The sequence below is a fragment of the Pedobacter steynii genome (assembly GCF_001721645.1).
Classification (GTDB): Bacteria; Bacteroidota; Bacteroidia; order Sphingobacteriales; family Sphingobacteriaceae; genus Pedobacter; species Pedobacter steynii_A.
The window spans coordinates 1,980,304-1,997,504 of sequence record NZ_CP017141.1 but is presented as its reverse complement, the minus strand read 5'-3'; the positions used below and the strand labels follow the sequence as shown (position 1 = coordinate 1,997,504).

The following is a 17,201-nucleotide window of genomic DNA, read 5'->3' as shown; positions in this document are numbered from 1 at the left end:
TTTGTTCTTAAGAACTTTATTTAGTAATTCTTTGTAACATTATAAGAGGTCTCGTTGTCTTAACAACGGGACTTTTTATTTTTACCCTATAAAGCATTATATTTCCTCAAGAATGACCTATACAGAGAACGTAAGAATTGCCATCCAGTCCATAAAGAGTAACAGATTACGTACGATGCTTACCGCATTGATCATTGCGATAGGTCTTTCTGCTTTAGTAGGAATTTTAACTACACTTGATGCAGTTAAAAAAAGTATGACCGAGGCTTTTTCAAGTATGGGGGCCAATTCGTTTACCATCAGGAACCGCGGTATCGGTATTCGTATAGGAGGTGGCGGAAAAAGACCCAAGCCTTTCAAAAATATCCGTTATGAAGATGCGATCGCGTTTAAAGAACGTTTGAAAACCCCGGCTACTGTAGCCATTAGTGTGAGTGCCAGCTTTGGTTCGACCATAAAATATGGAACAGAAAAAACCAATCCGAATATCAATATCCAGGGAGTTGATGAGAATGGATTGAATTCACAGGGTCTTCAACTTGAGTTGGGTCGAAATTTTAGTCAGACTGAAACACTTCAAGGTAATAACGTCTGTATTATTGGTAGTGAGGTAAGCGAGAAGTTATTCAAAAAAGAATCCCCCATAGATAAAGTGATCAATGTCGGCAACAACCGGCTTAAAATAATCGGCTTATTATCGTCCAAAGGACAAAGTATGGGTTTTAGTGGCGACAGAGCAGTTTATGTTCCTCTCCTAAAAGCAAAGCTCATTAACTCTAATGCCAATCCTTCTTATACAATTACCGTCATGGTCCCTACAAATGACTTACAGGAAGCCATTATAGGGGAAGCTACTGCGGAATTCAGAAATATCAGAAAGATAAAAATCACGGAACCGAATAATTTTGAGATCACAAAAAGTGATGCAATAGCACAGTCCTTGTTTGAAAATCTCAAATATGTAGTATGGGGTGGAATTGCAATTGGTGGAATCACACTTATCGGGGCTTCTATAGGCCTGATGAACATCATGCTGGTTTCTGTAACAGAGCGTACCAGAGAAATTGGAATCAGAAAAGCAATTGGCGCTAATCCGGCAGTCATTAGGAAACAATTCCTGATTGAAGCAGTCATGATCTGTCTGATGGGTGGTGCCTTCGGAATTTTTCTCGGGATATCAATAGGTAATATCATTTCCCTTGCAATGGGCGGCGCATTTATTATTCCATGGCTATGGATCTTTGGAGGTTTTGTTCTCTGTGTTCTTGTGGGCATTATGTCTGGCTATTATCCCGCAAAGAAAGCATCCAAACTGGATCCTGTTGAAGCATTAAGGTACGAATAGTACCACAGCTCAAACTTTAATACAAAAGGGCATCCTTTTTAAAAAAAAGATGCCCTTTAAATATCTAAAGAAAATTACCTTCCTTCGTATTGATTCTCGTAATATGCCTGATAGTTTCCTGAAGTAACATTGGAAAGCCATTCTTCATTTTCAAGATACCAGTCTACTGTTTTCTCCAGCCCTTCTTCAAATTGCAAACTGGGCACCCAGTTTAATACATTCTGCAATTTCGTAGAGTCGATAGCATAACGCAAATCATGACCTGCCCGATCAGTTACAAAAGAAATTAGTTTTGCAGATTCACCAGCATTTCTGCCCAGTTTCTGATCCATAATCTTGCATAACAAATGAATAAGGTCTATATTCTTCCATTCATTGTGCCCACCGATATTGTAAGTCTCCCCGGTTTTCGCCTGGTGAAAGATCACATCTATAGCACGCGCATGGTCTTCTACCCAAAGCCAATCCCTTACATTCTCTCCTTTTCCATAAACTGGAACTGGTTGATTATTTTTAATATTATTAATGGCCAAAGGGATCAATTTCTCAGGAAAATGATGTGAACCATAATTATTTGAACAATTAGAAATCACCACATCTAATCCGTAAGTATCGTGATACGCCCTTACAAAATGATCCGAAGACGCTTTTGATGCCGAGTATGGACTATGTGGATCATAAGCAGTAGACTCCGTAAACATACCTGTTTCACCCAAAGCACCATATACCTCATCTGTGGAAACATGATAGAACCGCTTCTGATCATAAACACCCTTCCAGTATTCCCTCGCTGCGTTTAATAGATTTACAGTCCCTATAACATTGGTCATCACAAAAGCCGTAGGATCAGAGATAGATCTGTCAACATGCGATTCCGCCGCTAAATGAATCACCGCATCAAAGTTTTCAACTCTAAAAAGTTCAGCCATTGCAGCAGCGTCGGTAATGTCTGCTTTTACGAAACGATAATTAGGTTTATGTTCAATATCAGTTAAATTAGCCAGATTCCCCGCATAAGTTAACTTATCCAGATTCAGGACCTCATATTCCGGATAATTGCTCACAAAGCGACGAACCACATGCGAACCGATAAATCCAGCGCCACCCGTTATCAATATTTTCTTTTTCATATGAATAGATATCACATTATTAAATTTCCTTAGGTAAGCCTAATTCTGCTGCTACCGCAGCTGTTTTATACAGATATAATTTCGACAGTACCTCATTAAAACCTTCTTTCAGATCAAACTGAATATCTTCATGCATCTTCAGGTATTTATTAAATACAGAAAGAACCGATTTCGCAAAATAAATCATGAGCTTCTCATTAAACTTATGTAAAGGCGAAAATACCCCCTCATTAAAATCAATAGGTATTCCTCTGAAAAGATGGATTCGAAGCTCAATCTCAGTATTAAGATCTTTTGTCACTTTAAAATGATGAGTAATACTTCCATTGAGTTTTCGCATTTTTAGCAAAACATCTTTAGAGTTCAATTTCCTATTCGATAAAAGTTCAGAAATCTCTGTATCAATCCTGTCTCTCAGTCTCTCCTGCCGTTCCACTAAGTCCTGCTCATCTTCCAATAACTTAAAATGCAGGTGCTCTGTTAAAATTTTGTCCTTTGCGATCAACCTCAGCAAGAGCTTGTCTTTTTCCTTTTCAGGAAGAGACTTTATTTCCAGTTTAAGGTCTTTATGTTCGCTCAGCAACATTTAGAAAGGGTTATCTTTTAAATATTTCTCCCAATTCCAGGCAGAAGACATCATCTCGTTGATATCCAGTTCGGCTTTCCATCCTAAATCACGTGCAGATTTATTTACATCCCCCCAAACCTTTTCAATATCGCCTTCTCTTCTTGCACCAATGGTATAATTCAATTTTTCGCCGGTTGCTTTTTCAAAGGCCTCAATCACCTGTAATACAGTAGAACCCGTACCAGTACCTAAATTAAACACTTCATAATTTGAGGTTGCTTTATCACTTTCCATTCTTCTGATGGCTGCCACATGAGCTTTAGCCAGGTCAACAACATGGATATAATCTCTGATTGCACTTCCATCAGGAGTGTCGTAATCATTTCCGTAAACCGTAATAGGTCCTCGTTTACCAATTGCAGACTGCGTAATAAAAGGAACCAGATTTTGAGGCACTCCTATTGGCAATTCTCCAATTAATGCCGTATGATGCGCACCAACCGGGTTAAAATAACGCAGAGAAGTTACTCTTAACTCAGGAGTAACCGCACAAGTTTCCTGCAGGATCTCTTCTGCAATCTGTTTCGTGTTTCCATAAGGAGATTCTGCCTTTTTTACCGGCGCACTTTCCGTTACCGGCAGAACATCCGGTTGCCCGTACACTGTACATGAAGACGAGAAAACCAGATTTACTTTACTGTCAAACCCATTGATGATGTTGATCAACGAATAAAAGTTATTCCTGTAATATTTAAGCGGCTGCTGTACAGATTCACCTACAGCCTTAAATGCTGCAAAATGAATGACACCAGTAATATCAGCATGTTTGGTCACAAATTCTCTCACTTTCAACTCATCACATAGATCAAGTTCAAAAAACTCAGGCTTCTTTCCTGTAATGGTTTCTATCTGATTAAGGATTTTCGGGTTGGAATTTGCAAAATTATCGACGATCACGACTTCATATCCTGCATTGTAGAGCTCTACAACGGTATGTGATCCGATAAATCCCGTTCCACCTGTTACTAGTATTTTAGACATTTTTTATTAACGATTATAGGTTGTAAAATCTTTATGTTCTTTATTAATTAACGCTTCAGCAGGTAAAGACTTGAAATATTCATAAGTAATTTTCAACCCTTCCGCCCGGCTTATTTTAGGTTCCCAGCCAAGAATTTCCCGTGCTTTTGTGATATCAGGCCGTCTTTGTTTAGGATCATCAACAGGCAGATCCCTTAGCACCAGTTTCTGACTTGTTCCCGTAAGTTTAATGATCTCTTCACCAAATTGTTTAATGGTAATCTCATCTGGATTGCCAATATTAACGGGCATTGCATAATCACTCAACAATAACCTATAAATACCTTCCACCAAATCATCCACATAGCAGAATGAGCGCGTCTGAGAACCATCACCAAATACGGTCAGGTCTTCTCCACGTAGCGCCTGTCCGATAAATGCAGGTAAAACACGGCCATCATTCAAACGCATTCTTGGCCCATAAGTATTAAAAATTCTTACAATCCGGGTTTCTAAACCATGAAAGGTATGGTAAGCCATAGTCATGGCTTCCTGGAAACGTTTGGCTTCATCATATACCCCCCTTGGTCCAACCGGATTTACATTTCCCCAATACTCTTCCGGCTGAGGATTGACATTCGGGTCTCCATAAACCTCAGAAGTAGAAGCAATCAGCATTCTTGCATTTTTACTCTTTGCCAGGCCTAATAAATTATGTGTACCGAGAGAACCTACTTTTAACGTCTGAATAGGAATCTTTAAATAATCAATAGGGCTTGCCGGAGACGCAAAATGAAGGATATAATCCAATTCACCCGCAACATATACAAACTTAGATACATCATGATGGGCAAACTCAAAGTTCTCCAGCTTAAAAAGATGTTCAATATTCCTGAGGTCACCGGTAATCAGGTTATCCATGGCAATCACATGATAGTCTTCTTTGATAAAACGATCACATAAATGTGACCCTAAGAATCCTGCGGCTCCTGTAATTAATACTCTTTTACGTCCCATTAGTCTATAAGTTTACGGCCAACACTGTTATAATAATATCCCAAATCAATCATTTTTTCCAGATCGTATAAATTACGTCCATCAAAAATTACTTTATTGGTCAATACCTGCTCCATCTTTTCAAAATCCGGGTTTCTGAAAACGGACCATTCTGTCGCGATCAATAAAGCATCTGCATTTGTTAATGCTTCATATTGATCCTCTACGTAATGGATTTTATTTCCAAGAAGCCCTTTTACATTTGCCATCGCTTCCGGATCGAAAGCTGTAACTGTAGCTCCCTGTTTAACCAGTTCATCAATAATATATAGCGCTGGAGCTTCACGTATGTCATCTGTTTCGGGTTTAAATGCCAATCCCCATAATGCAAAATGTTTGCCTTTCAGATCACCTTTATAATATTTTAGCAGTTTCTCTACCAATACTGTCTTTTGTTTTTCATTCACTTCCATTACTGCTTTCAATATCTGGAAGTCGTATTCATTTTCATCAGCTGACTTCGCCAATGCCTGAACATCTTTCGGGAAACAGCTTCCTCCGTATCCTATTCCGGGGAAAAGAAAACGTTTACCGATCCTTGCATCAGAACCAATCCCCTTACGCACAGCATCTACATCCGCACCAACAATTTCACAGAGGTTTGCAATCTCATTCATAAATGTGATTTTTGTAGCCAGGAATGAATTTGCGGCATACTTTGTCAACTCAGAGGAACGTTCATCCATAAACAAGATTGGATTTCCTTGTCTGACATACGGGCCATACAATTCTGCCATTAGCTTCTGGGCCTTCTCACTCCTTGTTCCAATAACGACCCTGTCTGGCTTCATAAAATCCTCTACTGCAACGCCTTCACGTAAGAACTCCGGGTTAGAGACTACATCGATTTCTACATCTGTGTGGGCTTGAAAAACGGCTTGCACTTTATCCGCAGTCCCAACCGGAACAGTTGATTTATTAACAATTACCTTATACTCTGTAACCAACTTAGAAATGTCTTTTGCCGCTCCCAGAATATAGGAAAGATCCGCAGCTCCATCTCCTCCGGGAGGAGTTGGTAATGCCATAAAAATAATCTGTGCATCTTTAATTCCATGGGCAAGATCAGTTGTAAAAGTCAACCTTCCCTGAGCTATATTCCGGTGAAATAACACGTCAAGTCCTGGTTCATAGATAGGCACCTGACCTGCCTGCATCTTCTGTACTTTAGCAGCGTCTATATCTACACAGATCACTTTATTTCCTGTTTCTGCTAAACAGGTACCGGTAACTAAACCTACATATCCTGTCCCAATAACAGCTATTTTCATATATTAATTATGTTTTAATTTTAATGGAGTATCTTCGGCTAAGATAATAAATAAACACACAAAATGCTTTGGCTTTATAATATAGGGATTTCATTTTATGGATTAATTGTTAGCGTATTTTCTATATTCAATTCAAAGGCCAAACTGTTTTGTCAGGGGCGAAAAAATATTTTTGATCACATAGAAAAAACCATAGACAGCACAAAAAGACACATTTGGTTTCATTTTGCTTCATTGGGAGAGTTCGAACAAGGAAGACCTGTTCTTGAGAAAATTAAGGAATTACATCCCCAAAAGAGAATAGTTATTACATTTTTCTCCCCATCCGGGTATGAGGTTAGAAAAAATTACCCCCTTGCAGCAGGTGTTTTCTATTTGCCTCTTGATACTCCCGACAATGCAAAAAAGTTCGTTTCACTGATTAATCCGGAAATGGCCATTTTCACCAAATACGAATTCTGGTATCATTATTTCAAGACACTGAACGATCGGAATACCCCATTATACTTAATTTCAGGGATATTCCGTCCAAACCAGATTTTCTTTAGCTGGTATGGGTCCTTTCATCGGAAAATCTTAAATTTTGTGGATCATTTCTTTGTGCAAAACAGGGAAAGTGTTGATTTATTAAAAAGCCTGAAACTTGAAAACACAAGTCTGAGTGGGGATACCAGGTTTGACCGGGTGGCGGAAAATGCACAATCTCCTAGAAAAGTAACACCTGTGGAAAATTTATGGACAAACAGCCCGGTTTTCATTGCAGGGTCAACATGGCCGGCAGATGAACGTTTAATCGCAGTATTAATTAAACAACAGCCGGATTGGAAATTTATCATCGCTCCACACGAAATTGATGAACACCATATCCTTGAAATTGAAAAGCTAGTTCCAGGAGCGACGCGTTATTCCAAATTTCTTACCGGAACTTCTGTTGCTCAAACGCTAATTATAGACAACATAGGCTTGCTTTCTTCTCTTTATCAATACGCTGACATTTCTTATATTGGAGGAGGCTTTGGTGCGGGTATCCACAATACCCTGGAAGCAGCGGCATTTGGCATTCCTATAATTTTCGGGCCTAAGTACGATAAATTTCAGGAGGCAAAAGACCTGATTAATCTTCAGGCAGCCAGAAGTATCGAAACGGAAAGCGACCTTACCGCAGCCTTTATTCATTTCGATGGAAACGACGAGGCAGGAAAGATCGCTCAAAAATATGTAAATGAAAAAACGGGATCAACCCGTCAGATTCTTGAATTTATAGAAAAGAAATTTTAGCTTCTGATCATTTCAACCAATGCTTCAATAAATTTAGGATCATCGTTCAGACTGGCAACCAGTTGTACTTCTTCACCCCCCAGGGCTTTAAATTCTTCATGGTACTCCACACTCACCTCATATAAAGTTTCCAGACAATCTGCTACGAAGGCAGGGCAAAATACCAAAAGTCTCTTTTTTCCTTTTTCAGCAAGTTCTTTTAAAACCTCGCTCGTATAAGGTTGAACCCAGGGTTCCTTTCCTAACCTTGACTGAAAACATACAGAATATTTTTCCTCAGGAATGCTCAGGCGTTTCGCGATTAGTCTCGCAGTATCATGACATTGCGCGGAATAGCAGAACTTATTGACATCTGTTAAGGTGGCACAACAATCATTTTTCTTTAAACAATGCCGTCCGCTATGGTCACATTTTTTAAGTTGCCTTTCCGGCAAGCCGTGAAAGCTGAAAAGAATCTGATCATAGCTTTCCGGCTGATATTTCTCCGCATTTTGAGCAAAAGTATCAATCATCAATTCATTATCATGAAAAGAGTTGACGAAACTGATCGGCGGAACAGTCTGCCATTTCCCCACCAGCTCCATTACTTTCTGAATCACAGAACCTGTACTGGCAGAGGCATATTGTGGAAATAAAGGGATCACCTGTATACTTTCGACCATTCCTGCTTTGAGTTTATCTAAAGCAGAAGCAATTGAAGGGTTTTGATAACGCATAGCCAGTTCTACATGGTATTCTTCTCCAAGTTTATCCTGAACCATAGCCGCTTGAATTTTGCTGTAATACAACAATGGGGAGCCGTTTTCATCCCAGATTTCCTTATATAATTTAGAGGTCTTTGGACTGCGAAACGGGACAATAATCCCCTTAACCAATAATGTTCTTTTGAAAGCATTGATGTCAATTACCCGTTCGTCCATCAGGAACTCATCCAGATATTTTCGCACATCACTCACCTCCGCGCTATCCGGAGTCCCCAAATTCACTAATAATACGCCCTTTTTTCCCATAATTTCAGCAAAAATAACTATTCAATTGATTATAACCCCGTATCTCTTAAGGGAAAACCAATAATTACTTTTTTATGATGTTTGATTATTTTAATAAGATTCCAACTTCGCTTTAACTTGTTCCATCAACCACATTGGCGTGGAAGTAGCTCCGCAAATTCCAACTTTATCTTTTACTGAAAACCACTCCATTTCGATTTCCTCCAGATTGGAAATAAAGTATGCATTAGGATTATATCTTTTGCAGACATCATACAATACTTTTCCATTTGAGGATTTTTTCCCGGATACGAAGAGAATTTTATCGAAATCGACAACAAATTTCTCTAAATCACCATATCGGTTCGAAACCTGTCTGCAAATAGTATCATTTGCTTTTACTTCATACCCTCTGCTGATCAGCTCATCTTTGATCTGGTAAAACTTATCTGTACTTTTTGTAGTCTGACTATACAAAGTGAATTTCTGAGGCAACGCCATATCATCCAGCTCCGTGAGATCTTGAAAAACGATCGCTTTCCCATCGGTCTGTCCCTGCAAGCCTATCACCTCCGCATGACCGTGCTTTCCAAAGATCAGAATCTGTTCATCTTCATCATGAGAGTTCTTAATCCTGTTCTGCAGTTTTAACACCACCGGACAAGAAGCATCTATCAGGATCAGCCCATTCTCTAAAGCAAGCTGATAAGTAGAAGGAGCCTCACCATGTGCCCTGATCAATACCTTTTCATTTCTCAATCCTTTTAACTGCTCGTGATCAATGATTCGCAACCCCTTAGCTGTTAACCGTTTTACCTCTTCATCATTGTGTACAATATCACCCAGACAATATAAATAATCATCTTCATCAAGGATATCCTCCGCCATGTCGATTGCATACACCACTCCGAAACAAAAACCCGACGCTTTATCTATAGTTACGGCTAAATCGTATTTCATAAATCAATTATATAGAAATCAATGTGAGTACAAAATTACACAAAAAGAGTTTGATATGCTATTTCTTCTCAGTAACAAGCGAAAACATCTTATTCCAGGCCTGACCAACCAGCAGCAAGAATAAGGCTAGCATCTGAAATGGATGAAGTATAATATTGAGTACAGGTTTTTGAGCGGATAGAAATGACGTCATTATTCTAGATAAAAAGATCAGGCCAAAAGGTAAAACCAGAAAGACAGGCTCTAATTCTATTACCATTACAACAGGCCCCCCGATAACAAGAACCAAATAAAGGAAGGCTACCAATGCATGGTTATTAAAGTTCATCATTAAACGCTTACCGAACAGATAAAAATCAGATTCCGACTGCCGCTCTTCAATACAGATCAACTTGTTTCCCAACAAAATATCAGCCTTCAGTCGCTCCTGCTTAATCATTCTAACGATTTCTAAGGGCCGGGTAGTTTTTTTATGCCACTTAAATTGACGATACATTTCCGCATCGAAAAACATACAAGATTTATTCACAGTTGCAAATATTGAATGATTAACCAGCCTTACTAATCTCAAGGGGAACAAATTTAACAACACAAAATCGCTTAAAGGAAAAACACAATTTGCCAGGAATCCAGTGTTTTTCTGAGTAGGAATCACACTCAGCAAAGCCAGATTAAACACCTTCATCCGATAAACCAAACTATGAATAAATCCATTTTTCAGATTCGTATTCGCATCCAGGAACAAAAAGTAATCTCCGGTAACTTCAGCCATTGAACAAGGAGTATCAACAGATTGAATGATGATTTGTAAATTAGTATAATCCTGAGCATCAATTGATGCCAGCAGTTCACCTGCCTCAGCCTGTTCTTTTTCAACCTTAATAATTATGGAAACCGGGTCTGTAAACCGTCTTCCATAATTTCCAATTTTTGGATTAGACAGGAAATTGAATAAGGTAACTGAAAAGCGCAACACTAAAAAAACAAGAACAGTATAGAAAAAAACGATCATACCAGGTCCTTACTTTGTTTGCTAACGACATGATTATAATGTTTGTTGTATTCCCGCTTTAATAGCTGCAAACTCATATACTCTTCTGGTTCCCAGCTCAGCAGATGACTTTCTACCCTGGGTTTTCTTTTATCAAAGTAATCCGTAAGCGTAGCCGAAAAGATAATCTGAAACTTCTTTTTGGAAGCGTTGATGAGTTGCATTACTCCTCTTTCAAAAGAAATACTATTGATATAACTTGTATAAAGTTTTCCCTGGGGAAATAGAAGCACCAGATTTTTTGGTTGATCAAGTAGTTGTCCGGCATAGATCAGCGTATCCAGCACGTCTTTACCTTTATTTTCAGCAGCAAATGCACCAAGATATTTTAGAAACCATTGTCTCCGGTAATCTTCATCAGTGACCAGCACATGAAATTCCCTTTTAAAAACTACTTTATTTAGTTGAAACATCAGAAAACCATCCCACCAGCTGAAATGATTAGACAAGAGCAGTATGGCTTCATCTTCCTTAAGTTGAAGCCTGTTATAAGTATAACTGGAAAAGTCCTTCTTTATGATATAAGCAATATACCAGGAAAAGAATTGAAAAATTATTGGGCTTTTACGGGACCGGTACATCCCTCTAAAATGAGAAAAATAAGCCTTAAATGCAAGACTAACTCAAATAAACCCGGTCTTCCTCACCCTCTACATCTATAACCACATCAACATGCTCCTTTAACACGGTCGACATTTGCAATCCTACAAAATCAGTAGCAATAGGAAATATCTTATGGCTTCTATCTACCAGAACTACCGTTCTGATCTTCTTATGAGGGGTATTCAGGAAAACACCCAGCCCATAAGCCAGTGTTTTTCCACTATTCAACACATCATCCACTAAAATAATCACCTTGTTTTTCCAATGGCTTTCATCCAAATCTGTATTTGCGATCAGTTTCGTGCTCACACGATCCAGATCGACCTTTAGCATGGTAACCTTAAGATCAGAAATCTTAGATAACACTTTCTTTAAGCGTAAGGCTATCTTATAGCCTCTATCCCATATTCCGGCCAATACAATTTCCTTCTCATTAAGGTTATCTTCCAATACCTGGTAAGCAATCCTGTTAATCTTTTGTTGTATCTGCTTCTTATCAAGAATAAGTAATTGAGATTCTGCCATTTGTTATTTCATTGTTTATACTACAAAAAGAACGATTTTAAGGGGCATATTCAAATATTTGAAAAATAATTTCTAAATGATGCAACGTTTCACACCTTGCTGCGTCTAATCCTTATAAACCTTAACCAAAAAACAGTATGAAAAGTACATCCCTCTTTAAATCTGCCCTTCCTGTACTTCTTGCTTTTTCCTTAAATACCACTACAGCGACAGCACAGCAGAGCAAAAATGTTTCCCTTACTAATTTTAATGAAGTAACTGTTTCCAGTGGAATAGACCTTTATCTGACACAAAGCAACTCAGAAAATATAAAGATCAGCGGACACGAGGACCTGATTAAAAATGTGGAAGTAGAAAAAAACGGATCTTCACTAAACATCAGATACAAAAAGAACATCAGTTGGCAGAGAATATTTAAAGATCAATCCTTAAAGGTATATGTAAACTATAAAACCCTGCGGGCCGTTTCTGCCAGTGGGGGAAGTGACGTTTATAGCCAAAACACCCTAAAAACCACCTCACTTAAAATACAGGCTTCAGGGGGCTCTGACATCAAACTTGACATTGCAGCAAGGGACCTGGAATTAAGCGTTAGCGGTGGGTCTGATGCGAATCTTAAAGGAACAGTTTCCAACATGAACATCCAATCTAGTGGAGGTTCAGATGTAGATGCACTTAACCTTGTATCTGAGTACGCCAAAGTAAGTGCAAGTGGCGGCTCTGATGCCAATGTGCATGTTACCAAAGGACTGGAAGCCAGTGCCAGTGGTGGAAGCGATATCAATTACAAAGGAAATCCTGCATTAAATAAAACATCATCCTCAAAAAGCGGAGATGTAACCAGAATAAAATAATTTAGATCATTAGTTTTTAGTTTATCCCTGTACAGGAATTCCTGGCAGGGATTTTTTATTCATAAAAAATGCCCCCAGGTTATGGAGGCATTCCTATTGTAAGTTTACCGAACGTGGTAAAGACTATTTTTTATAGGGGTAATAAATGAAATTAGCTCCTTCCGGAACAATGACAAACACACACATATAATCTTCAGGCTTTTTATAGCTTTTCAGAAACAAGGCTTTCCTTTCAGGATTAATAATTCCCTTTTCAACAAATTCATCCATTGTTGAAGCCTGAATCGTCCAGTCGGTATTCAATTCTTTTCTATCCAGGATCACCTCTCCTATACTCACCGTATGCTGATGGGCAACAAAGATCGGATGTGTAGAAATTCCTTCACTCATAATTGCCACTGCAACCTCTTTAACAGAGTCGGAATACAATTCGAGGTCTTTTTCCAAACTGATCAGCGGACTTTGTTTTTTTTGCTCTTCTTTTGAACCCTCTGGCTGCTGAGGTAATAATTCTTCAATATCCATTCTAATATATTTGCTTACAGGGCTTCCGGAGAAACACTTCCTATAAATTTTAATAAAACTACGTTTTCCACATGCTGGGTATGCGGGAACATATCTACTGGCTTAATGCGCAGGACTTCATATTTTTCCTTCAACAAAGCAAGATCCCTTGCCTGCGTAGCAGCATTACAGCTGACATAAACAATCCTCTCTGCTTCCATCTCCAATAAACGCGCAACAACATCAGCATGCATCCCTGCCCTTGGCGGATCTGTAATCACCACATTAGGCTTGCCATGTTCAGCAATAAACTGCGTGGTCAGAATGTCTTTCATATCACCGGCATAGAAAACGGTATTGTCAATACCATTCAATGCTGAGTTGAATTTAGCGTCTTCGATCGCCGTTGGCACATATTCCACTCCGATCACCTGCTTTACACTTGAGGCAACAAAATTAGCTATCGTTCCCGCTCCTGTGTATAAATCGTAGACCAACTCATCTCCTGAGAAACCAGCAAATTCTTTAGTAATCTTATACAATTCATGGGCTTGTTCAGAATTCGTCTGATAGAACGATTTGGCGCCAATCTTAAACTTCAGGCCATTCATCTCTTCAAATATGTGGTCTCTCCCTGCATAGGTGATCACTTCCTGATCAAAAATAGTATCATTTTTTTTCTGGTTGATGATGTATAAAAGCGAAGTTATTTCAGGAAAATTAACCTTCAGATACTCCATCAAACCATCCGCCTGTTCCTGCTCCACATACGCAAAAACTACCACGACCATCACCTCTCCTGTTGAAGAAGTTCTGATGATCAGATTTCTCAGACTTCCTTCGTGGTTACGAAGATCGTAAAAGCTCAGGCCATTTTCCAGCGCATAGCGTCTCACTGTATTTCTCAGGGTATTAGAAGGCTCTGCCTGTAAATAGCAGTGCTCAATATCCAGAATTTTATCAAAACGCAAAGGAACGTGAAAACCAAGAGCATTCATTTCCATTTCCGCTTTTTCAGTGGAAGTATTCTCCTCTTCGTTTTCCAGAACAGGTTCAGTTACCATGTCCTGTTTATTTAACCAGCGTTTATTAGAAAAAGTATATTCCAGTTTATTCCGATAATATTTATTCTCTGCAGAACCTAAAATAGGTTCCATCGCAGAAGTATCAATTTTAGCCAATCGTTGTAAAGCAGCTTCTACATTTTTGTGCTTAAATGTCAATTGTGCATCGTAGCCCATATGTTGCCATTTACAGCCCCCACAGGTTCCAAAATGCTGACAGAAAGGATCTGTTCTCAGTTCCGAACTTTCGTGTAATGATTCAATTACAGCTTCAGTAAAATTTTTCTTTTTCTTAACCACACGAACGTCAACAACGTCGCCGGGCACAGCCTTATCCACAAATACCACCAGCTCATCTGCTTTACCTACCCCTTTGCCTTCTTCAGCAATATCAATAATTCTAAGATTGGGAATAATGGTTACCGTTCCGGATTTTCTATTTCTACTCATTATGCCGCAAATTTAAGATTTTTTCCTCAGTATTATTTCTTCTCCATCATTTTCCCTCTTCCATATCAGAAAGACTGTAGGAATAACTGAAATATAAACAAGTGCGAAGAGGAACAGCGAAAATTTCAGGACATAAGGGTTGCCTGCCGGCATTTTAATGCCTTTTAAACATAGAAGTCAGTACATCACGCTCTACTTATCAAAGACGCTAAGGATAAAACCAAAGATGCCTTCAACAAGATTAAAGCTCATGTCAAACTTCTCATCAACTAAAACAGAAATCTCTAAAACTTCTTTACTCATGGCTTCAATAATTGACAACAACACTAATATAGACCTTTTTATACCAAATACCAAAATGGTATACATTAAGTTTATATCAAATAATCTTAAACAGATTTACAATTATGAACCTTCAAAGTAAAGAAAAAACAAACAAGAACGCCTATAGAGCGGCTTTAACAAGGAAAGGTAAAAGCTCCTTCTGGAAGCTGACAAAGTTTTTCCGGACATCAGCATCACTAACAGAAGTAAAAGCGAATGAAAAGACAATACTCTTACTTGCTTTTAATAAAAAAGCCAGGCCTTCTTTTCTTGAAGGGTTATTCTTAAAGTGATCCAACTCCAGGTAAGCAGAAAGCAGCAAAGATTCCAACTGATCTGAAAGGTGCTTTAAAAATTCCTGAGAATTGGCATTCTCCCTTACAAAATCCCAACCTATAAACTCATTACAAACGGTGTAAGTCAGTCTGCAGGTCTTCATCACCAATGCCTTCAGGTGTTCCTCTTCATTTGCAAACTGAGCTTTATTTTTAAGGATTTCATGTAAATTCAGATCCAGGTAGTCCATTAGAATGGCATCCAAAACCTGTTCTTTACTTTCAAAATACTTATATATGGTAGCTTTCGCAATACGTGCTTTCTTCGCGATCTCGTTTACACTTGTCTTGTGATACCCGTATTTCCTAAATAACTCTTTAGCTGCTCTAATTATACTCTCTTTAATTTTCTCTGGTTCCATCAATTAGATACAATTATATCGTTACTACCAAGACCGGAAACAGATACCCGGTATGATTTTAAATAACGTACTGCAGGTGCCCTTTGGGGACTACCATCAGTAAGTAAAAATTTAGCTCCTGAACATGGGTCTGTGGCAGTAATTCCACCGTTATCCACCGTTACCTTGCAACGCTGTTCAGGATTCACAGAACTGCAGCGATCAAAAGCAACATAATTTGTGGGTGTAATCTTAATAACCATTATACCCGCTACTCCGATATCATCTACCATAAGCACGCCATTAACGGCCTTATCACTGAAGGCCGCAGCTGTTATATGATAATTAACAAGAACATTAGGAATATAACTCCCATCATCTTTACCGCAACCAGCAAAAAGCAACAATAGGACCAGTGCTCCGGTTATTCTTTTGATCATTATATCAATGAAGTTTTATATTGTTTCAGGAATCTCGCATCATTCTCTGAGAATAACCTTAAATCTTTAATTTCAAACTTAAGGTTCGCAATTCTTTCAATTCCCATTCCGAATGCAAAACCACTATATTTTTTGGAATCAATACCACAATTTTCCAATACATTAGGATCTACCATTCCACACCCAAGGATTTCCACCCATCCGCTATATTTACACATTTGACATCCTGCTCCTTTACAAATGGTACAGGAAATGTCCATCTCTGCTGAAGGTTCCGTAAAAGGGAAATAAGAAGGGCGGAAACGAACTTTAGTACCTTCCCCATATAATTCCTGTACAAAATAGAATAAAGTTTGCTTCAGATCTGCAAAAGAAACATTTTCATCTACATACAAACCCTCTACCTGATGGAAGAAACAGTGTGCCCTTGCAGATATGGCCTCATTCCGATATACACGACCAGGCATAATCGCCCGGAATGGCGGCTGTCCCGCTTCCATCATTCTTACCTGAACTGAAGAAGTATGGGTACGCAGAGCGATGTCTCCTTTTTCTCCACCTTTTTTAATGAAGAAAGTATCCTGCATATCACGGGCAGGGTGTTCCTCAGGAAAATTCAGCGCGGTGAAATTATGCCAGTCGTCCTCGATTTCCGGCCCTTCAGCCACGATAAAACCTAACTTATTAAATATTTCTACGATCTCTCTTCTTACCAATGCAAGCGGATGGCGTGCGCCAATCTCAAAGCCATCACCAGGTAAAGTCAGGTCTAAACCTGAATCTTTGGAGGTGTCGGCTACTTCAGTCTGATCTTTAAGCGTTTGGTATTTAGCTTCTGCCAGCTGTTTAAATTCATTTAAAACCTTTCCCAGAGTTCTCTTTTCCTCAGGTGAGACAGCTTTAAACTCATCGAAAATATCTTTGATTATTCCTTTGGTACCAAGGAATTTAATACGGAATTGTTCTAGCTCATCTGCGTTATCAGTAGAAAACGCATTTATTTCGGCGGTATATTGTGTTATCTTATCTTGTAACATGAGGCCAAATATACAGCTATTTATACAATATATTTATAATCGCTGAGTCCAAAAAT

General features: G+C 38.8%; 19 protein-coding genes. 3 read left to right on the top strand and 16 right to left on the bottom strand.

Features of this window, described 5'->3' with window-relative positions; translation table 11 throughout:
* The first annotated feature begins 112 nt into the window (after positions 1 to 112).
* The gene (locus tag BFS30_RS08250) at positions 113 to 1,345 is read left to right on the top strand and encodes an ABC transporter permease (RefSeq protein WP_083251992.1); all 1,233 of its coding nucleotides are present in this window, start codon (positions 113 to 115) and stop codon (positions 1,343 to 1,345) included.
* A gap of 74 nt (positions 1,346 to 1,419) precedes the next feature.
* Here the strand turns inward: BFS30_RS08250 and rfbB are convergent, their stop codons facing one another.
* The 5 genes from rfbB to BFS30_RS08225 are packed head-to-tail and all read right to left on the bottom strand — an operon-like array spanning position 1,420 to position 6,390.
* Positions 1,420 to 2,475, bottom strand: coding sequence for a dTDP-glucose 4,6-dehydratase (gene rfbB, locus BFS30_RS08245; protein ID WP_069378852.1), 1,056 nt, complete (start codon positions 2,473 to 2,475; stop codon positions 1,420 to 1,422).
* 19 nt (positions 2,476 to 2,494) lie between these two features.
* On the bottom strand, positions 2,495 to 3,061 hold the full coding sequence (locus tag BFS30_RS08240; protein WP_069378851.1) for a hypothetical protein: 567 nt from the start codon (positions 3,059 to 3,061) through the stop codon (positions 2,495 to 2,497).
* A complete protein-coding gene (gene galE, locus BFS30_RS08235; protein WP_069378850.1) occupies positions 3,062 to 4,084 on the bottom strand; it encodes a UDP-glucose 4-epimerase GalE in 1,023 nt (340 codons plus the stop codon).
* Between the two features lie 6 nt (positions 4,085 to 4,090).
* The gene (locus tag BFS30_RS08230) at positions 4,091 to 5,080 is read right to left on the bottom strand and encodes a UDP-glucuronic acid decarboxylase family protein (RefSeq protein ID WP_069378849.1); all 990 of its coding nucleotides are present in this window, start codon (positions 5,078 to 5,080) and stop codon (positions 4,091 to 4,093) included.
* Positions 5,080 to 6,390: a UDP-glucose dehydrogenase family protein gene (locus BFS30_RS08225; protein ID WP_069378848.1), complete on the bottom strand. Its 1,311-nt coding sequence runs from the start codon at positions 6,388 to 6,390 to the stop codon at positions 5,080 to 5,082. The genes BFS30_RS08230 and BFS30_RS08225 overlap by 1 nt, the downstream gene beginning before the upstream one ends.
* Positions 6,391 to 6,453: 63 nt before the next feature.
* Between BFS30_RS08225 and BFS30_RS08220 the strand changes: the two genes are divergently transcribed.
* Entirely contained in the window at positions 6,454 to 7,668 is a 1,215-nt protein-coding gene (locus BFS30_RS08220; RefSeq protein ID WP_069378847.1) for a 3-deoxy-D-manno-octulosonic acid transferase, read from the top strand.
* On the opposite strand, the gene hemH is transcribed toward BFS30_RS08220, so the two are convergent.
* The 5 genes from hemH to BFS30_RS08195 form a co-directional block, all read right to left on the bottom strand.
* On the bottom strand, positions 7,665 to 8,678 hold the full coding sequence (gene hemH / locus BFS30_RS08215; RefSeq protein WP_069378846.1) for a ferrochelatase: 1,014 nt from the start codon (positions 8,676 to 8,678) through the stop codon (positions 7,665 to 7,667). The genes BFS30_RS08220 and hemH overlap by 4 nt on opposite strands.
* A gap of 90 nt (positions 8,679 to 8,768) precedes the next feature.
* Positions 8,769 to 9,617, bottom strand: coding sequence for a 4-hydroxy-3-methylbut-2-enyl diphosphate reductase (locus BFS30_RS08210; RefSeq protein ID WP_069378845.1), 849 nt, complete (start codon positions 9,615 to 9,617; stop codon positions 8,769 to 8,771).
* Positions 9,618 to 9,675: 58 nt separating this feature from the next.
* The gene (locus BFS30_RS08205) at positions 9,676 to 10,629 is read right to left on the bottom strand and encodes a hypothetical protein (RefSeq protein ID WP_069378844.1); all 954 of its coding nucleotides are present in this window, start codon (positions 10,627 to 10,629) and stop codon (positions 9,676 to 9,678) included.
* Positions 10,626 to 11,249 carry a 1-acyl-sn-glycerol-3-phosphate acyltransferase gene (locus tag BFS30_RS08200; RefSeq protein WP_069378843.1) on the bottom strand — a complete coding sequence of 208 codons (624 nt, stop codon included), beginning with the start codon at positions 11,247 to 11,249 and terminating at the stop codon, positions 10,626 to 10,628. Before BFS30_RS08200 ends, BFS30_RS08205 begins: the two co-directional genes overlap by 4 nt.
* A 37-nt stretch (positions 11,250 to 11,286) precedes the next feature.
* Positions 11,287 to 11,796, bottom strand: a complete 510-nt coding sequence (locus BFS30_RS08195) for a phosphoribosyltransferase family protein (protein WP_069378842.1) — start codon at positions 11,794 to 11,796, stop codon at positions 11,287 to 11,289.
* A gap of 137 nt (positions 11,797 to 11,933) precedes the next feature.
* On the opposite strand from BFS30_RS08195, the gene BFS30_RS08190 reads away from it, so the two are divergent.
* Positions 11,934 to 12,650, top strand: a complete 717-nt coding sequence (locus BFS30_RS08190) for a head GIN domain-containing protein (RefSeq protein ID WP_069378841.1) — start codon at positions 11,934 to 11,936, stop codon at positions 12,648 to 12,650.
* Between the two features lie 123 nt (positions 12,651 to 12,773).
* Here the strand turns inward: BFS30_RS08190 and BFS30_RS08185 are convergent, their stop codons facing one another.
* The 6 genes from BFS30_RS08185 to pheS all read right to left on the bottom strand — a co-directional run bounded on the left by BFS30_RS08185 (position 12,774) and on the right by pheS (position 17,145).
* Positions 12,774 to 13,175, bottom strand: a complete 402-nt coding sequence (locus BFS30_RS08185) for a hypothetical protein (protein ID WP_069378840.1) — start codon at positions 13,173 to 13,175, stop codon at positions 12,774 to 12,776.
* A gap of 14 nt (positions 13,176 to 13,189) precedes the next feature.
* The gene (gene rlmD, locus BFS30_RS08180; protein ID WP_069378839.1) at positions 13,190 to 14,668 is read right to left on the bottom strand and encodes a 23S rRNA (uracil(1939)-C(5))-methyltransferase RlmD; all 1,479 of its coding nucleotides are present in this window, start codon (positions 14,666 to 14,668) and stop codon (positions 13,190 to 13,192) included.
* Positions 14,669 to 14,860: 192 nt separating this feature from the next.
* Positions 14,861 to 14,971, bottom strand: coding sequence for a phenylalanyl-tRNA synthetase subunit alpha (locus tag BFS30_RS08175; protein ID WP_069382349.1), 111 nt, complete (start codon positions 14,969 to 14,971; stop codon positions 14,861 to 14,863).
* Between the two features lie 142 nt (positions 14,972 to 15,113).
* Positions 15,114 to 15,689, bottom strand: coding sequence for a TetR/AcrR family transcriptional regulator (locus BFS30_RS08170; protein ID WP_069378838.1), 576 nt, complete (start codon positions 15,687 to 15,689; stop codon positions 15,114 to 15,116).
* Positions 15,689 to 16,108, bottom strand: a complete 420-nt coding sequence (locus tag BFS30_RS08165) for a hypothetical protein (RefSeq protein ID WP_069378837.1) — start codon at positions 16,106 to 16,108, stop codon at positions 15,689 to 15,691. Before BFS30_RS08165 ends, BFS30_RS08170 begins: the two co-directional genes overlap by 1 nt.
* Complete coding sequence (pheS, locus tag BFS30_RS08160) at positions 16,108 to 17,145, bottom strand: phenylalanine--tRNA ligase subunit alpha (protein WP_069378836.1); 1,038 nt, start codon at positions 17,143 to 17,145, stop codon at positions 16,108 to 16,110. Before pheS ends, BFS30_RS08165 begins: the two co-directional genes overlap by 1 nt.
* Between the last annotated feature and the right edge of the window lie 56 nt (positions 17,146 to 17,201).